Source organism: Schaalia suimastitidis DSM 15538 (genome assembly GCF_000429105.1).
GTDB lineage: Bacteria > Actinomycetota > Actinomycetes > Actinomycetales > Actinomycetaceae > Pauljensenia > Pauljensenia suimastitidis.
Window position 1 is genome coordinate 66,132 of sequence record NZ_AUBF01000007.1, and the last position, 16,556, is coordinate 82,687.

At 56.2% G+C, this 16,556-nt stretch carries 14 protein-coding genes and 3 tRNA genes; 14 read left to right on the forward strand and 3 right to left on the reverse strand.

Annotated elements, in window-relative coordinates:
• Nucleotides 1-120: 120 nt before the first annotated feature.
• Nucleotides 121-1,608, forward strand: coding sequence for an alanine/glycine:cation symporter family protein (locus tag G438_RS0102880; protein ID WP_026460082.1), 1,488 nt, complete (start codon nt 121-123; stop codon nt 1,606-1,608).
• A gap of 4 nt (nt 1,609-1,612) precedes the next feature.
• Nucleotides 1,613-2,389: a fumarylacetoacetate hydrolase family protein gene (locus tag G438_RS0102885; RefSeq protein ID WP_026460083.1), complete on the forward strand. Its 777-nt coding sequence runs from the start codon at nt 1,613-1,615 to the stop codon at nt 2,387-2,389.
• 181 nt (nt 2,390-2,570) lie between these two features.
• On the opposite strand, the gene G438_RS0102890 is transcribed toward G438_RS0102885, so the two are convergent.
• Entirely contained in the window at nt 2,571-3,752 is a 1,182-nt protein-coding gene (locus G438_RS0102890; RefSeq protein ID WP_026460084.1) for a MalY/PatB family protein, read from the reverse strand.
• A 77-nt stretch (nt 3,753-3,829) separates the two neighbouring features.
• On the opposite strand from G438_RS0102890, the gene gltX reads away from it, so the two are divergent.
• The 8 genes from gltX (at nt 3,830) to G438_RS0102930 (ending at nt 9,673) form a co-directional block, all read left to right on the forward strand.
• The gene (gene gltX / locus G438_RS0102895) at nt 3,830-5,338 is read left to right on the forward strand and encodes a glutamate--tRNA ligase (protein WP_026460085.1); all 1,509 of its coding nucleotides are present in this window, start codon (nt 3,830-3,832) and stop codon (nt 5,336-5,338) included.
• Between the two features lie 258 nt (nt 5,339-5,596).
• On the forward strand, nt 5,597-6,547 hold the full coding sequence (locus tag G438_RS0102900) for a metal ABC transporter substrate-binding protein (protein ID WP_026460086.1): 951 nt from the start codon (nt 5,597-5,599) through the stop codon (nt 6,545-6,547).
• A complete protein-coding gene (locus tag G438_RS10445; RefSeq protein WP_084403008.1) occupies nt 6,544-7,380 on the forward strand; it encodes a metal ABC transporter ATP-binding protein in 837 nt (278 codons plus the stop codon). The genes G438_RS0102900 and G438_RS10445 overlap by 4 nt, the downstream gene beginning before the upstream one ends.
• Nucleotides 7,381-7,388: 8 nt before the next feature.
• Nucleotides 7,389-8,393 (forward strand): metal ABC transporter permease, encoded by a 1,005-nt coding sequence (locus tag G438_RS10450; RefSeq protein WP_051259231.1) that lies wholly within the window; start codon nt 7,389-7,391, stop codon nt 8,391-8,393.
• A 1-nt stretch (nt 8,394) separates the two neighbouring features.
• On the forward strand, nt 8,395-9,267 hold the full coding sequence (locus G438_RS10455) for a metal ABC transporter permease (RefSeq protein ID WP_034284902.1): 873 nt from the start codon (nt 8,395-8,397) through the stop codon (nt 9,265-9,267).
• 104 nt (nt 9,268-9,371) lie between these two features.
• Nucleotides 9,372-9,443, forward strand: a tRNA-Gln gene (locus G438_RS0102920).
• Between the two features lie 26 nt (nt 9,444-9,469).
• Nucleotides 9,470-9,542: transfer RNA gene (locus G438_RS0102925), tRNA-Glu, on the forward strand.
• Nucleotides 9,543-9,600: 58 nt separating this feature from the next.
• Nucleotides 9,601-9,673: transfer RNA gene (locus G438_RS0102930), tRNA-Glu, on the forward strand.
• A gap of 173 nt (nt 9,674-9,846) precedes the next feature.
• Here G438_RS0102930 and G438_RS12175 read toward each other — a convergent pair.
• Nucleotides 9,847-10,425, reverse strand: a complete 579-nt coding sequence (locus G438_RS12175) for a rhodanese-like domain-containing protein (protein ID WP_205618400.1) — start codon at nt 10,423-10,425, stop codon at nt 9,847-9,849.
• Nucleotides 10,426-10,597: 172 nt separating this feature from the next.
• Complete coding sequence (locus G438_RS0102945) at nt 10,598-11,332, reverse strand: IclR family transcriptional regulator (RefSeq protein WP_026460089.1); 735 nt, start codon at nt 11,330-11,332, stop codon at nt 10,598-10,600.
• 171 nt (nt 11,333-11,503) lie between these two features.
• Here G438_RS0102945 and leuC point away from each other — a divergent pair, with 171 nt between their 5' ends.
• The 4 genes from leuC to G438_RS0102965 all read left to right on the forward strand — a co-directional run bounded on the left by leuC (nt 11,504) and on the right by G438_RS0102965 (nt 16,532).
• Entirely contained in the window at nt 11,504-12,913 is a 1,410-nt protein-coding gene (gene leuC / locus G438_RS0102950) for a 3-isopropylmalate dehydratase large subunit (protein ID WP_026460090.1), read from the forward strand.
• Between the two features lie 26 nt (nt 12,914-12,939).
• Nucleotides 12,940-13,605: a 3-isopropylmalate dehydratase small subunit gene (gene leuD, locus G438_RS0102955; protein WP_026460091.1), complete on the forward strand. Its 666-nt coding sequence runs from the start codon at nt 12,940-12,942 to the stop codon at nt 13,603-13,605.
• A 335-nt stretch (nt 13,606-13,940) separates the two neighbouring features.
• Nucleotides 13,941-15,263, forward strand: a complete 1,323-nt coding sequence (murA, locus tag G438_RS0102960; RefSeq protein ID WP_026460092.1) for a UDP-N-acetylglucosamine 1-carboxyvinyltransferase — start codon at nt 13,941-13,943, stop codon at nt 15,261-15,263.
• Nucleotides 15,264-15,521: 258 nt separating this feature from the next.
• Complete coding sequence (locus G438_RS0102965) at nt 15,522-16,532, forward strand: diacylglycerol/lipid kinase family protein (RefSeq protein ID WP_051259232.1); 1,011 nt, start codon at nt 15,522-15,524, stop codon at nt 16,530-16,532.
• Nucleotides 16,533-16,556 lie beyond the last annotated feature (24 nt).

Here is a 16,556-nt window from a genome sequence, read left to right on the forward strand (position 1 = left end):
CCTGCTACTTGTCCGCACCCATATTGGCGGGGGTTTCGTGACGTGGACGACTATCCCGCAGAGGACCTCTCACGTGGGACGATCATGGGGCATACCCATCATGAAGCCAAGGAGTCGCCGATGCTTGCACATAACCTAGCTGACCACGTTCTTGCGGTCGCTGACTGGTTGACCTTACACGTGACCCTGTGGGTGCTCGTGGGTACCGGCCTGATCCTCACTGTGGCCTCGCGTGGTCTGCAAATACGCCACTTTGTTGCCATGGTGCGTACCGTATCCGGTTCCCGGCAAGGTTCTCGTGGCGGCATATCTAGCTTCCAGGCTTTCACTATTTCCTTGGCAGCCCGTGTCGGCGTCGGCAACGTATTTGGTGTGGCGGCGGCGTTGCTCATGGGTGGCCCAGGTGCGATTTTCTGGATGTGGGTGGTTGCCCTAGTGGGTATGGCAACAGCGTTTTTCGAGGCGACGCTGGCCCAAATCTTCAAAGTGCGTGCCGATGATGGTAGTTACCGCGGCGGCCCCGCCTACTATATTGCGCTGGGCATGAAAAATAAGATCCTTGCCGCAATCTTTGCATTCATCACGGTAATTACCTGCGCCTTCGTGATTACGTCAGTGCAGGCCAATGCCATCGCGGGTACGTTGCTTGCGGCTCTCGGAGACACCGGTGCCACACCGCTCCCCGGAGTTTGGGGCCTGACCCCCGCTCAAATTGTCATCGCGGCACTGCTCTTCGTGTTTTCCGCCATGGTGATCTTTGGCGGTATCCGTACTGTTGCCCGAGTCACCGAATGGATGGCGCCCATTATGGCCCTGGTTTACGTCATTATGGTGGCGGTCATTGTTGTGGTCAATATCGGCCAATTCGGTGCCGTGATGGCAATGATCATGACCAGCGCCTTTGCGCCTGAACCACTGGTAGGTGGCCTAGGTGGCGGCATCCTTGCCGCCATCATCAACGGTACGAAACGTGGACTTTTCTCCAATGAAGCTGGCCAGGGGACAGCCCCAAATGCTGCAGCAACAGCCACCGTTGATCACCCGGTCTCACAGGGATTTATCCAATCGTTGGGCGTTTTTATTGACACGATTATCGTGTGTACGGCCACCGCATTCGCCATCCTGATCGCGGGCCCCCAAGTGTGGGGGAGTGAAGGTGTCAATCCTGCAAATCTCACCACACTGGCTGTGGCTCACGAGATTGGTGCGTGGAGCATTATGCCGATGGCACTCCTCATCTTTGTGTTGGCCTATTCGTCGATTATTGCTGCCTACGTGTACTCGGAAACAAATATGGCTTTTGTGACGCGGTCGCCGTGGGCACTGTGGGGCGTGCGTGTCCTGTCGGTTGTGTCCGTGGTGATCGGTGCGCTGGTTAGCCTTGACTTGGTGTGGAACGCTGTTGACATTGCTATGGCAGTAATGACGGTAACGAACCTTGTTGCACTGTTGTGGCTGGCCAAATGGGGGTTGGGTGCACTACGAGACTGGGAGTCACAGCGTAAGGCGGGTGTGGCCTCGCCAATCTTTGTGGGCCGCAATAATGTGCATCTTCCTGGGGACGTGCCTGGCAATGTGTGGACGAACGACGAAAGGCGAGTACGCTAAAACCATGAGAATTGTGCGTTTTTCGGATGGTGATAGTCCTGCTTACGGTGCCCTTGAAGATGGGTCGAATCGTATCGTTGTCCTCAAAGGCGACCCGTTGTTTAACCCGGTGGAACCGTCGGGACGAATCGTTGAACTTGACGAGGTGCGGCTACTTTCCCCGGTGATTCCCCGCTCGAAGGTGATTGGCATTGGGAATAATTTCGGCACCGAACCGCGTGTTGCAGGTAGCCCCGAACCGTCACCTTATCCGCCGATTTTCCTGAAGCCCAATACCTCGGTTATTGGTCCAGATGACCCGATTGTGTTGCCACCGTGGGCCACCGACGTGATTTACGAGGGAGAACTTGCGGTTGTTATCAAGTCGCTGGCTAAAGATGTTGCCGTTGAGGATGCGTCGCAGGTCATCCTTGGCTACACGTTGGCCAATGATGTCACCGCACGTTGCGCAATGGATGGCGGCCCTTGGGATAAGGCAAAAGGTGCAGACACCTTCTGTCCGATCGGCCCGTGGATCACCATCGACCCGGAGCTTGACCCGCAAGCCTTGACTATACGAGGCAGTGTCAATGGTGGCCAGGAAGCCAGCGGCTCAACAGCATATATGTTGCACACGGTGGCTGAGCTTGTCGCCTACTGTTCGACGCTGTTCACGCTGTTACCAGGCGATGTCATTGTGACGGGCTGCCCAGGTGTGTCAGGGCCCATCGAGGCGGGTGACACTGTGTCATTTGGTATTGAGCAGATTGGGTGGCTGACAAACCCGGTGATTCGCCGGTAAAGGAGTCGATAGATGGGGGAGGGTTTTTAGTGGGCTGTGCCCACTAAAAACCCTCCCACGCAATGTTTAAGTCACGAATATGGCTCGTGACGGTTTATCACGCGCGTTATTAACGGTGACTGCCTGTTTCGTGGGCCATATTCTGGTTGAGGCGGGGACAATGCCCGCAGAGCGTATGAGCTTAGAATGCGCAGGGCAGTACCCGCAGTGCGCGCTCAACTATTTGCTCGGCCACCTCAGTGCGACACGCCAGGTTGACACGCGCCCAAGACTCCCACCCCTTACCAAGGGTGGCGCCCGCATTGACCCCCAAGCTTGCTTCTTCACGCAGGACCTTGGCAGGGGATTGTCCGCCTAAATCAATGCCATCAAACCCCCACCACGTGAGATAAGTGGCTTGCGGTCGAACAAAATCAATGCCACTACCAGCAAGTGCGCGATCAACCAGATCAATATTTGTATTGATAATGTCAATGACTTCGCGCTGCCAGGCATCGGCCAACGTGTAGGCAGCAATAGTGGCCACGCAGCCCAATGGAATCGGGTGCTGATCACCATGTGTTGGCGCCGTATCCCACGCACGACGCAGCCCATCGTCAGGAAGAATCACCTGCGCATTCGGTAGACCCGCGAAATTCCACCCTTTTGTTGCGGCTGTCGCCGTCACCGTGTGGGCAGCAAATTCTTCGCCCAGGCGTGCGTAGGACACAAAGGGTGTGTCGTCTAGGACAAGTGGAGAGTGGATTTCGTCAGAAAAAACCAGGGCATCATATCGTGACACCACTGCGTGCAGATCTCGCAGCTCTGCTTCAGTAAGGACTTGCCCGGTTGGATTCCACGGGTTACACAGGATGACCAATCCAGCTCCCGCGCGCAACCCAGCTTCGATTCCTTCAAGGTCGAGTTTCCAGCGTTTCTGTGTACCCGCCTCGTCACGCAGGGAAGGCACTTCAATAACGCGCCTGCCAAGGTTGGGTGGAATGGTGAGGAAAGGGAAATACGCCGGGGTAGGTACGATCACCGGTGAATCAGGGCGCGTGAGATACACGATGGTGCGCACCAGTGCGGGCAGTACTGCTCCGGTTAGACGTATGGTTTCAGGGTCAAGTTGCCAAGCGAAGCGGCGTGCTTGAAAGGCTGCTGTAGCTTCACGCGTACGTGCATCTAGCCAAGGTGGTGGATACCCCAAAAAGCCACGTTGAATACCGGTGATCAGTGCATCTTCCACTTCAGGGGCGGTTCCAAAATCCATTTCCGCTACCCACGCGCCAAGGGTTGGTGAACCATCGCTGCGCGTAATACCAGTCCACTTCAGTAACCCCGTGTCGCGAAGCTCATCGGGCGTGAATTGTCGAACGGTCACTGTGATCTCCTTTAGTGATGCTTCCCCCAGCCTACCTGCATTAAGGACAGCGGTCGGCTCGGAGTAAACTTGAACCTATGACTGAAACGCCCGTTACCTCTCACGTTCGCGTCCGATTCTGCCCGTCACCTACCGGCACTCCTCACGTTGGTATGGTCCGCACTTGCCTTTTCAACTGGGCGTGGGCTCGCCACACAGGTGGCACATTTGTTTTTCGTATTGAAGACACTGACGCTGCGCGAGATTCTGAAGAATCCTTCGATCAGATCCTTGATTCGCTGCGTTGGCTTGGCTTGGACTGGGATGAGGGTGTCGACAAGGGAGGGCCACACGCACCGTACCGCCAGTCGCAGCGCATGGATATCTACAAAGACGTTGCTGCGAAACTTCTTGCCGGTGGCTATGCCTATGAGAGTTTTTCCACCCCGGAAGAAATTGAGGCTCGGCATAAGGCCGCTGGCCGTGACCCGAAACTTGGTTATGACGGCTTTGACCGCGACTTGACCGAGGAGCAAAAGGCCGCTTATCGGGCTGAAGGGCGCCAGCCGGTGCTGCGTATGCGTATGCCTGATGACGATGTGTCTTTTACGGACCTTGTGCGCGGCGACATTACCTTCAAGGCAGGTTCGGTGCCGGATTATGTCATTGTGCGCGGTAATGGGCATCCGCTGTACACCTTGGTCAATCCTGTCGATGATGCGTTGATGGAAATTACGCACGTGTTGCGTGGTGAGGACCTGTTGTCGTCTACGCCTCGTCAAGTGGTGTTATACCGCGCGCTTATGGAACTAGGGATCGCTAAGTGCATCCCGCAGTTCGGTCATTTGCCCTACGTTATGGGTGAAGGCAATAAGAAACTGTCCAAGCGGGATCCTGAGTCGAATCTTTTGCTGCACCGCGAGGCGGGGATGACGCCTGAGGGCCTGAATAACTACCTGGCGTTGTTGGGGTGGGCGATTGCCCCTGACCATGATGTATTCACTATGGATGAAATGGTTGCTGCGTTCGACATTGCTAATGTCAACCCCAATCCGGCGCGTTTTGATCCGAAGAAGTGCATTGCTATTAACGCCGAACATATTCGACGTCTTGACCCCACGGATTTCCGTAACCGCATTGTTCCTTTCCTTGCCGAGGCTGGCTACCTTTCAGCTGACACCTTCGATGCGCTGGGGGAGCGTGAGCAGGAGGTCCTTACAGCGATTGCTCCTCACGTGCAGACACGCATTCAGCTTCTTGGTGAGGCGCGTGGAATGGCGGGCTTCCTCTTTGTTGCTGATGATGCGCTTGAGATTGACGAGGCGTCGGTACGTAAGCTTAAAGACAATGCTCCGCAGGTGCTGGAGGTTGCTATTGGTGTCATCGACGCTCTGTCTGACGAAGAGTTCCGTACGGCGGTTCTGGAGGAGAAACTGCGTGAGGCGATTGTCGACGGTATGGACATCAAGCCGCGTATTGCCTTTGGTCCGTTGCGCGTGGCGGTAACAGGGCGGCAGGTTTCGCCTCCGTTGTTTGAGTCGATGGAAATCCTTGGCAAAGAGTCTTCTTTGGCGCGTTTGCGTCACCTGAAGGCGCAACTGTCGTGATTTGAGCTGATTGGCTGGGAAGGTGCCTACCCATATGGGTAGGCACCTTTTTGGGTTACCTTCCGTTTTGTTGGGATGTCTTCCTTTTCGAGGTGCCGCATTTTTGGCCGTTTTCCTGTATTTGCGTTCATATTTGTGGGGCGAGGAGATGGGGGGCCATGCGATAATGAGAATGATTTCTTGACAAGCAAGTTCATCGTTATATAACTTAGGTACGCCTTAGTTATAGGCTAATCTTCAACCTCAACAGGAGCCACGATGAAGAATATCCTGCGTGCCTTTGCAGTTGCCGCAACTGCCGCATTCGCACTGAGTGCCTGCAGCGGAGCGCCTTCACATACCTCGTCAAGTGCAACTGACAACGACAAACTGACGATCTTTGCCACCACAGGCTACCTCGGCGACGCCGCAAAAAATATCGCCCCCACAGCCGACATCAAGGTGATGGTGGCCCCCGGAGGTGATCCTCATACCTATCAACCAACTACGCAAGACATCGAAGCGATGAATAGTGCTGACCTGGTCTTATGGAACGGTCTGCACCTTGAAGCCCTCATGATTGACCAGCTTGAGGCCACTGCACCTCGAGGACTCCAAGTTGGGGCGAATGTGCCAGAAAAGCTGCTTCTTTCCTGGCCCGAAACCGATGATCACGGTAACCCTCTGCACGATCCCCACATCTGGAACTCGCCCGAAATCTGGCAAAATGTTGTCACTCAAATCGGTGACCGCCTCGCGCAGATTGATCCAGCCAAAGCCGAGGAATACCGCACGAACGCCAAAACCTATAACCAAAAAATCGCTGATATTGATGAACGGGCAATGAAAGCCTTCAAGGATATCCCGCAGGCGAACCGTGTGTTGGTGACAGGACATGACGCCTTCAACTATCTGGGCCAGCGCTACGGACTGACCGTACACGCCACCGACTTTGTCACCTCCGAAGCTGAACTTTCGGCAGCCGACCTTGAGGAACTTGCCAATACCATCGTCGAAGCGAAGGTTCCCACGATCTTCGTCGATAACCTTCAAAACCCGCAGGCGATCGAATCTTTGAAAGAGGCGGTGACCTCCAAAGGATGGAATGTCACAATCTCCGACAAGGAACTCTTTGCTGACTCCCTGGGTGAAAGCGCGCCAGTGGATACCTACCTCGGTGTCTTCGAACATAATATTCAGGCCATTACTGAAGGGTTAGGTGCCCGGTGACCACTCCTGCCCATTCGGCCCTGAACGTCGATTCGTTATCGGTGGCTTATCGTGATATTCCAGTCTTGAGGAATGCCACCATCGAAATTCCTCAAGGCACGGTGACGGGCATCGTTGGGCCGAATGGCGCGGGCAAATCGACGCTGTTGAAGGCTGCGCTTGGTATTCTCCCTTCACTGAGCGGTGCCGTGACCTTTTTCGGTCAGCCCTTAGAGCATGTGAGACGCCGCGTGGGCTATATGCCTCAAAGTGCGTCGGTCGATTGGGATTTTCCGGCGACAGTACACGACGTTGTTCTGATGGGTACCTACGGCTCCCTACGCTGGGGGAGGCGACCCAACGCCAAACAAAAGGCGCAAGCGCAGGAGGCTCTTGCTCGTGTTGACATGAGCGCCTATGCCAATCGACAAATTGGTGAACTGTCAGGAGGACAAAAGCAACGTGTATTTCTGGCACGTGTGCTCGCTCAGGACCCGGAGCTTTTCTTGATGGATGAACCTTTTGCCGGAATTGATGCAGCCTCTGAGCGTTCCATTATGGACGTGTTGGTGACTCTACGGGAACAGGGGCGAACCGTCGTCCTCGTACACCATGATCTGTCCAGTCTCAAACGCGTCTGTGATCGCGTGGTGCTGCTCAACCACAGTGTCATCGCACACGGCAGTATCGACGATGTGATGACCGCTGCGAACCTTCGCGCTGCCTACGGAACTCCAGCGATGGAGTGGGCGGAGGTGCCAAGTGTCATAGCCGAGCGGCCAAGCGCCATAAATGGGACGGACACAGGTCCGAAATTGGCCACCGTCACCATGGCAGGCTCATCTGAAAGCTGAGGAATGTCATGATCGTCGACTTTCTGAGCCAAACAGTGTACCAACGTGTCATTGTGGGAACCTCCGTTATTGGTGCCACCTGTGGGTTTCTTGGCACCTTCACCTATTTGCGACGCCAATCCCTTATTGCGGACGTTGTCGGCCACTCCTCGATGTTGGGCGTGACCTCAGCCTATTTGCTGAGTGTTCTGCTGCTGGGCATTGATGGACGATCCATTGTGCCCATTATCGTCATATGCGCACTCGTTGGAGTCTTGTCCGCATTTCTCACCTCGACGCTTTCCAGATTCAGGCGCGTCGGCCTTGATGCTGCAATGGCCGTAGTCCTTGCGTTGACCTTCGGAGGTGGAATGGTCATCATGGCTGAAATACGCCTGCGACCTTTCCCCTCCTCGCGAGCTGGCCTTGAGGACTACCTTTTTGGTAACGCCACCACCTTGACATGGTCGGATATATCCCTCAGTGCCATCTGCGCGGTAATTGCTGTCATGCTGATACTTGTCATGTGGCGCGATATTGCCCTGCTAGTTTTTGATCGCTCGAATGCCCACGTCATGGGGCGGCCAGTGAGTTTTATTGAAATGACGCTTGTTGGCGCCACCGTCGTTGGGATTGTGATTGGCCTCAAAGCGGTGGGGTTAGTGCTGGTAGTCGCCTACGTGATTTTGCCACCGGCAGCAGCCCGACAGTGGACACGACATCTTGGAACCATGTCTTGCTTGTCTGCATTCCTTGGCCTTGTCGCCTCTCTCGTTGGCGCATTGCTTTCAGTGATGCTGGGGAAGGTTCCGTCTGGTCCGCTGACGGTGATTGTATTGACGGTTTTTACCCTGTTCTCAATGGTGGCAGCTCCGCGTCGGTCATTGATTGTGCGGGCCATAAGGCGGGCCGAGGCCAGAAGGCGCCTAGCTGGTGAACTACAGAATCGTGGTCCCTCCCAGGCGTCTACGCGTCATTCAGCGGACTTGTCGTATGCCGCCAATGCCTGCGCTGTGACTGAGAGGCGGGCATAGTATGACTGCCTATGCATTTGGCGTCCTTACCTTGATGGTGGTGACAGTTATTGCCTGTGCGATACCTGGAGCCTTCCTTGTCACCTCCCGGCAGTCAATGCTTGTTGACGCCATGAGTCATGCAGCTCTGCCAGGTATTGTTCTTGCAGCGCTCGTGTGGCCAATTGGGTCGCCAATGCTTACCGTTGGCGCAACCGCTATGGCCCTCGTCGTCGTATTTGCCGCTCAAGCGGTCACCGCCTCGGGAATCGTGCCGAAGGATGCAGCCCAAGGACTGCTGTTCCCCGGATTATTTTCCATTGGAGTCGTACTGCTCTCCACGCATTTTTCGCACCTGCATTTGCATGAAGATGCGGTACTGGTGGGCGATCCTAATATTGTCGCGGTTATTCCGCTAGAAATAGGCTCTTTCCAGTTGGGGCCTTCCTATGCGTGGGTAATGGCAGGGGTTGCCCTTGTTAATGCTGTGTTTGTGGCTGTGACACATCGACAACTTGCCCTTGTCGTTTTCGATGAGCACTATGCCAAGACATTGGGGATCCCGGTGACGAGGCTCAAGGCAAGTGCGATGGTGCTGGTGGCGCTGACATTGACGGCAGCCTTCCATGCAGCCGGAGCGGTACTTGTCATCGCCTTTGTGGTGGTACCGGCCGCAATAGCAGTGTTATTTGCTCAAAGCTTTGCTCGTACCGTCATCTATTCGGTCCTCATCGGTGTTGCAGTGGTCATCCCATCGTTTTTCGCTACCTATTGGGGGAACCGCCCAACGTCGTCGTGGACTGCTTTTGTACTTGGTGCAGTTTTCGTTCTGTCTGTGGCATTCCAACACATCCGCAGTCGCCGCACACGGACGCGGTTACGACAGGCAGCGTGAACAGAAACACGGCCCGTCAATTTGTCTGGGCGAAGTGTCATCGGCTAGAGTTCTTCAATGTCGCCTCGACCAAAGGTTTTCCTGAGGAAGAACGCGATACGCCATGGGGTATGGTGTAATTGGCAACACGACTGATTCTGGTTCAGTTGTTCTAGGTTCGAGTCCTGGTACCCCAGCAGTCAACACCTCGGACGATAGACAAGCCCCCATCGTCTAGCGGCCTAGGACGACGCCCTCTCACGGCGTTAACACCGGTTCAAATCCGGTTGGGGGTACGGTAGCCGTAAAGCGGCAACCACAAATACGTTTCGGTCACGACGAGACGTTATAGATGCCCCCATCGTCTAGCGGCCTAGGACGACGCCCTCTCACGGCGTTAACACCGGTTCAAATCCGGTTGGGGGTACAAAAGGCGGGAATCACCTAACAAGGGGATTCCCGCTCACGTTTTGCTGCAGATGGTATCGGCAGGTAAAGGCTATTGGACAAAAGGTGTTGGTTTTGTTCGAGTTTTCGTTGGTGCGGTACCTATTCGTCGGGTGGTGCGTATTCGTTGGTGTGGTGCGTGACTGGTCGGCGCTAATTGCCGCTCACAATAGGTAACCCCAGTGTTTCTGCAGCTTCTTGTAAACCACCGGCGTTGGTCACATCAACAAAACCCGCGTTGGTCATTAGCGTGAGCGCCTGCCCAGACCGGTTGCCGCTGCGGCAATACACAACGTAGCTGCCCGCAGTGTCGAGCTGAGCAATTGTGTCTGCAAAACTCGGTGATGACAGGTCAATATTGATGGCGCCTTCTAGATGCCCTTGGGCGTATTCCTCCGGTGTGCGCACATCAATAATTGTGGTTGATTCTGTGCTTGCCTGTGTATCTGCCGTGTTGGCTGCGTCGGCGCTCGTGGTCTCGCTAGCCGAGGCGGTGCCGGACTGGGTGCTTTGCGCAGAGGCGGAGGTCGCCTCGTTATTTGACGAGGCCACCTGCCCTGAGGTACACCCCGTAAACACAGCGATACCAAGTAGGGCAGCGAGTGACGAAGTGGCAATGCGCAAACGAAGTGTCGAAGGAAGCATGATGGTGCTCTTTTGTGTGAAGGTCAGCGGGATCTGGTGTCGTGGGTCTTGTGATTCCTGCGCATACGGATAGCGCGGTAAACCCATAAGACCACCGACGCAACCAGATTGAAGGCAGCAAGGAGTAAAAGCGCGTGAGCCACCGGTGACATATCCGCAGTATTAAACGCGCGCCCAAGTCCCAGGAGGAGTGCGGATGCCAGCAGGGTCCACACAGCGGCGTTACGGAGGCGAGGTTCTTCCTCTCCGAAAAGAGTATTCACTCCTCCATGCCTTCAACGCTGCGGAGGAAATCTGACAGGCGGTTTGCGGCGGCGACAACGGAGGGGCCGTGTTGCCGACCAGGCTGGCGCCCCATGCGCTCAATCGGCCCAGATATGGACAGTGCCGCAATGACGCGCCCGGAAGGACCTCGCACCGGCGCTGAAACCGAGGCGACGCCGGGTTCACGTTCACCAACAGACTGTGCCCAGCCTCGGCGTCGCACCTGCGACAACATGGTGGCATTGAATGTGGCGGCGTATAGGCCACGGTGAAGGCGGTCGGGTTCTTCCCAAGCCAAGAGAACTTGGGCTGCCGAGCCTGCTTTCATTGATAAAGCGGCACCCACCGGGATTGAATCACGCAAGCCCATTTCGCGTTCCGAGGCCGCCACGCAGACCCGATGTTCACCCTGGCGACGGAACAATTGAGTGGATTCTTTCGTGTGGTCGCGCAAAGCGATGAGCACAGGCATTGATGCGGATAGTAAACGATCTTCGCCAGCAGAAGAGGCGAGTTCTTGGAGTCGCGGGCCAAGGACGAAACGTCCTTGCATGTCGCGAGCAACCATGCGGTGATATTCCAAGGCCACCGCAAGGCGGTGCGCGGTTGGACGGGCAAGACCGGTTGCAGAGACGAGCTGGGCCAAGGTTGCGGGGCCTGCCTCAAGGGCGCCAAGGACCATCGCAGCCTTGTCCAGGACTCCCACTCCGCTTGATGATGAGTCCTCCATAGACACCATCTTGTCATCTCACTGGCTGAGATGGCAAATCTTCGTATCGTGGAACCCGTGACGATTGAAGATACAGAGAGTCATAAAAGACACGAATGCTCGCAATGGTTTTCTGTAAACCGGTAGGTCAGCAATATTTCGACCGTTTCGTTGCGTGACAAAGGAGGAAATATGGCCGGAACAATGGCAGAAAAAGTGTGGCGCGACCACCTTGTGAAAAAAGGTGAAAACGGTGCGCCCGACTTGCTCTACATCGACCTCCACCTTGTCCACGAAGTCACCAGCCCGCAAGCTTTCGAAGGCCTGCGTCTGGCAGGTCGTCAGGTGCGTCGCCCCGAACTGACGCTGGCCACCGAAGACCACAACACGCCAACGGTAGACATTGACCTGCCGATTGCTGACGAAACCTCCCGCATTCAAATCAACACACTGCGCTCCAACGCCAAAGAATTTGGAGTACGCCTTCATTCCCTTGGAGACGCTGACCAGGGGATCGTGCACGTTGTTGGACCTCAACTGGGCGTTACACAACCGGGTATGACCATTGTCTGTGGCGACTCCCACACTTCGACCCACGGCGCATTCGGCGCGCTCGCATTCGGTATTGGCACATCCCAAGTCGAACATGTTCTGGCTACCCAAACACTGCCATTGGCCCCCTTCAAAACAATGGCCATCACCGTCAACGGATCGTTGCCACCCGGATCAACTGCGAAAGACATTATTTTGGCTGTCATCGCCAAGATCGGCACAGGAGGCGGACAAGGCTACGTCCTGGAATACCGCGGGCAGGCAATTCGTGAACTGTCCATGGAAGGGCGCATGACGATCTGCAATATGTCCATCGAAGCCGGTGCCCGCGCAGGCATGGTCGCCCCCGACGACACGACATTCGACTACATTAAAGGTCGCCCGCACGCGCCAGAAGGCGAAGAATGGGATCGGGCCGTTGAATACTGGCGTTCACTGGTGTCTGACGATGACGCCACTTTTGATGCCGAAGTCATCCTGGAAGGCAGCGAAATCGAACCTTTCGTTACCTGGGGCACCAACCCCGGTCAGGGTGTGCCGCTATCAGCCAGCGTGCCAGTGCCCGACGAAATTAGCGACGAAACGCAACGCCTGGCCGCTGAAAAAGCATTGGAATACATGGACCTTCAGGCAGGAACACCGATGCGTGACATTCGTGTGGACACGGTCTTTTTAGGATCGTGCACCAATGGCCGCATCGAAGATTTGCGTGCCGCCGCAGACATCATCAAAGGCCGCTCAAAAGCGGAAGGCCTGCGGATGCTGGTGGTGCCAGGTTCTGCGCGTGTGAGACTCCAAGCTGAAGCTGAAGGTCTGGATAAGATTTTCAAAGACTTCGGTGCTGAATGGCGTAACGCCGGCTGCTCAATGTGCCTGGGGATGAACCCGGATACGCTAGCGCCCGGCGAAAGGAGCGCCTCCACCTCGAACCGCAATTTTGAGGGGCGCCAAGGCAAAGGTGGGCGCACCCACCTGGTGTCGCCGCTGGTTGCTGCCGCAACCGCGGTACGAGGCACCCTGTCCTCACCCGCAGACTTGACCGACAACTGACGTAGACGCACGAAAGGTATCGAGCCATGGAGAAATTCACCACCCACACCGGTATCGGTGTTCCCCTGCGTCGCTCAAATGTTGACACCGACCAGATTATTCCCGCCGTCTACCTCAAGCGCGTGACCCGCACAGGATTCGAAGATGCGCTCTTTGCGGCATGGCGCAACGACCCATCCTTCGTCCTCAATCAAGCTGCTTACACCTCAGGTTCTGTCCTGGTGGCAGGCCCTGATTTTGGTACCGGCTCGTCCCGCGAGCACGCCGTGTGGGCACTGAAAGACTACGGTTTCCGCGTTGTATTGGCTCCGAAATTCGCAGATATTTTCCGTGGCAATGCGGGCAAGCAAGGCCTTGTGGCGGGCGTAATCAGCCAAGAAGATTGCGAACAGCTGTGGAAACTGCTTGAAGCGGAACCTGGTGCCGCCATCACGGTGTCCCTTGAAGATCGAACTGTGACATGCGGTGCCTTTACTACGACCTTCCAAATTGATGACTACGTGCGGTGGACACTCATGGAGGGTCTTGACGATATTGGTCTGACGTTGCGCGATGAAGAGGCCATCGTTGCCTTTGAAGCAAAGCGCCCAGGCTTTAAACCGAAGACACTGCCCGCAAAAACGTTGCCGCCACAAGAAGTTGTCTCTGCGCGGCCAGTTACCGAGCTAGGTATGCCGACAGTCCGTGGATAGTAGTGCCGCCGCGCCGTTCCAGCCTCGCGTGCTGCCACGTGCAGACGAGGCGTTGTGTGCTGCGCTAAGTATGTGGGCTGAGGCCTGCCCTGCGAAGCGAATGGTCGCAGGTCGTGCGCTCGCGGACGAGGCGTTGTGTGCTAAGCGGGGGCATAAATCCCCAGTATTTGGCCGATAAGGTCCTAACTGTGGCAGGTATGACGGCATTGTGGGGCGACCTAGGGCCACGCTCTGCCCTAAAGTAGGGGAAGTTGCCCCGAAGGTTCCCAGTGACTTACGAGGTGATCGCTTCGCCTTACAGTAGGAGAAGGTCGTCTGAAAGAAGGAGCCCATCGATGAAGTCGATTCTTAGCGTCGAAGGCGGACATCCGCTGACGGGCACTATCACTGTCCGTGGAGCAAAAAACTTCGTGCCTAAAGCGATGGTCGCTTCCCTCCTTGGCGACACGCCTTCTAAATTGTCCAATGTGCCGCTCATCCGTGACGTTGACGTGGTCACCGACCTTTTAGGTGCACACGGCGTCGTTGTCGACTATGACCATGACGCCGGTGAAATGGTGATGGACCCCAGTAACGTACAACGGGCGCGGCGCAGCGATATTGACGCACTTGGCGGTGCCTCGCGAATCCCGATCCTTTTCTGCGGGCCACTGCTGCACCAATTGGGCGAGGCTTTCATCCCACAACTCGGTGGCTGCGCCATCGGCGGACGCCCTATTGACTTCCACTTGGATACGTTGCGCAAATTCGGTGCGATCGTGGATAAACGTGAAGACGGCGTCCACATTACAAAGCCCACTGAAGGGCTGCACGGCGCAGTTATCGAACTACCCTTCCCATCCGTTGGCGCCACAGAGCAAACACTGCTGACTGCGGTGCGTGCCGAAGGCATTACCATATTGCGTGGTGCCGCTGTTGAGCCAGAAATTATGGACCTCATCAACGTTCTTCAAAAGATGGGCGCCATTATTTCTGTTGACACCGACCGCACGATTCGGATCGAAGGCGTCGACAGTCTGAAAGGTTACGCACATACCGCCCTGCCTGACCGTATTGAAGCAGCATCGTGGGGCGCTGCTGCCTTGGCCACTGGCGGCGATATTCGCGTTGAGGGCGCACACCAGCCAGACATGATTACCTTCCTCAATGTTTTCCGTAAGGTTGGTGGCGCCTTCGATATTGACGAGGCAGGCATTCGTTTCTACCATCCAGGTGAACAACTCCATTCTATTGCCCTTGAAACGGCTGTTCACCCGGGCTTTATGACGGACTGGCAGCAGCCACTTGTTGTTGCCCTCACTCAAGCCAGTGGTCTGTCAATCGTCCACGAAACGGTGTACGAGAAACGTTTTGGTTTCACCAAAGCACTGCGTCAAATGGGTGCCAATATTCAATTGTATCGCGAATGCCTGGGTGGTACCCCGTGTCGTTTTGGCCAGCGTAACTTCTTCCATTCGGCGGTTATTTCGGGGCCAACGCCGCTGCATGCTGCAGACATTGAGGTCCCTGATTTGCGAGGGGGTTTCTCGCACCTCATCGCTGCTTTGGCCGCTCAAGGAACATCTACCGTTGCTGGCATTGATGTTATTTCCCGAGGTTATGAGCATTTCATGTCGAAACTCGGCCAGCTTAATGCGCGGGTCGACTACGTCGACTGAGTGCCGTGAAGACCTGTCGCCGTGTCCGCCTTGCGCTTATGCGCGTCGTGCTTAAGCGTGCCAGGGCTGCGCGCTGTGCTCGCGCGGCTCACCGTGGTTGCATAGCCCGCCGTGCCCACGCTGTGTGCTATGCCCGCACCGCCCACTGTGACCGGGCGGCTCACGGCGACCACTTTTCTCACCGCGCCCGCGCAACACACAGCGGCTTCGCCACAGGCAGTCGGGACGCCTTGTCGCCCACATTCCAGGTGAACTGACATGGCATTGGCACACGACGAATCCGCGCCCACCGTCATCGAGCAGCGCATACTTGCTGAGCGTCGCCTCGTGCTGCTGGTGTCCTCCATGTCTGCTCACGGTATTGCCGTGACCGTTGGACCCAAGGTGGTGTCCACCCTTCGACGCGCCGGATGGCATGTTGATGCGCGCGTGACGACGCCGGATGAAAACCCTGAACAGGTTGCCGCATCGCTTGGTCACTGTTGCGTGGGTGCCTTAGGTGGAGATGGCTATCTGTCAGCTGTGGCAGCAGGTGTTCGACGAGGCGAAGGCATCCTCGTGCCCTTCCCTGGCGGTCGTGGAAACGACCTGTGCCGCGCATTAGGCCTTGGGACAGATCCTGTGGCGCGTGCTGCAGCTCTCGGGGCGGGCGATGTAGACGCAAAGGGCGACGCCGATCCGCATGAGGGTGTGCGGCCTCGGCATGCAATAGGGGAGGACCTTGCGCGACGCTTGACCCGAATTGACGCCCTGCGAGTCACTGGCGAAGACAAACGCGCCCGCATGGTTCTTGGCATTGTGTCCTTTGGTTTTGATGCCTGTGCTAATCAGGTTGCGAATCAGACAGCGTGGATTAAAACGGGTAGCCTTGCCTACGCCTATGGGGCTGTGGCTTCGTTGCGCCGCTTTCGGCCGACGCCGATTACCGCAATCGTTGACGGCGAACGGCTCGACCTAGGTGGCTGGCTCACGTCATTGTCGAACTCGGGCTGGTTTGGTGGTGGCATCAATTTAGCGCCGTCATCATCGCTCACCGATGGAACGATGGAACTGGTACATGTGGCGCCCATGCCACTACGACAGGCGGTGCGCGTACTGTCGAAAGTTTTGGTTTCGCGAGGACAACACCCATCTATGGTTGTGCGTCCTGTGAGCCGCGTGCAAATAGAAGGCCCCAAAGGGATGGTTGCTATGGCTGATGGGGATGAGGTGGCGGTCGTGCCGCTGGATATCGACGTGGAACCCGCTGCGGTGGCTGTACTCATTTAGGTGAGGCGAGGCGCTACACTAACG

Bases quoted from the DNA above. Each gene is read 5' to 3' on its own strand.
- G438_RS0102880 (WP_026460082.1), top strand. From the start codon at position 121: ATGCTTGCACATAACCTAGCTGACCACGTTCTTGCGGTCGCTGACTGG.
- G438_RS0102885 (WP_026460083.1), top strand. From the start codon at position 1,613: ATGAGAATTGTGCGTTTTTCGGATGGTGATAGTCCTGCTTACGGTGCC.
- gltX (WP_026460085.1), top strand. From the start codon at position 3,830: ATGACTGAAACGCCCGTTACCTCTCACGTTCGCGTCCGATTCTGCCCG.
- G438_RS0102900 (WP_026460086.1), top strand. From the start codon at position 5,597: ATGAAGAATATCCTGCGTGCCTTTGCAGTTGCCGCAACTGCCGCATTC.
- G438_RS10450 (WP_051259231.1), top strand. From the start codon at position 7,389: ATGATCGTCGACTTTCTGAGCCAAACAGTGTACCAACGTGTCATTGTG.
- G438_RS10455 (WP_034284902.1), top strand. From the start codon at position 8,395: ATGACTGCCTATGCATTTGGCGTCCTTACCTTGATGGTGGTGACAGTT.
- G438_RS12175 (WP_205618400.1), bottom strand. From the start codon at position 10,425: ATGGGTTTACCGCGCTATCCGTATGCGCAGGAATCACAAGACCCACGA.
- G438_RS0102945 (WP_026460089.1), bottom strand. From the start codon at position 11,332: ATGGAGGACTCATCATCAAGCGGAGTGGGAGTCCTGGACAAGGCTGCG.
- leuC (WP_026460090.1), top strand. From the start codon at position 11,504: ATGGCCGGAACAATGGCAGAAAAAGTGTGGCGCGACCACCTTGTGAAA.
- leuD (WP_026460091.1), top strand. From the start codon at position 12,940: ATGGAGAAATTCACCACCCACACCGGTATCGGTGTTCCCCTGCGTCGC.
- murA (WP_026460092.1), top strand. From the start codon at position 13,941: ATGAAGTCGATTCTTAGCGTCGAAGGCGGACATCCGCTGACGGGCACT.
- G438_RS0102965 (WP_051259232.1), top strand. From the start codon at position 15,522: ATGGCATTGGCACACGACGAATCCGCGCCCACCGTCATCGAGCAGCGC.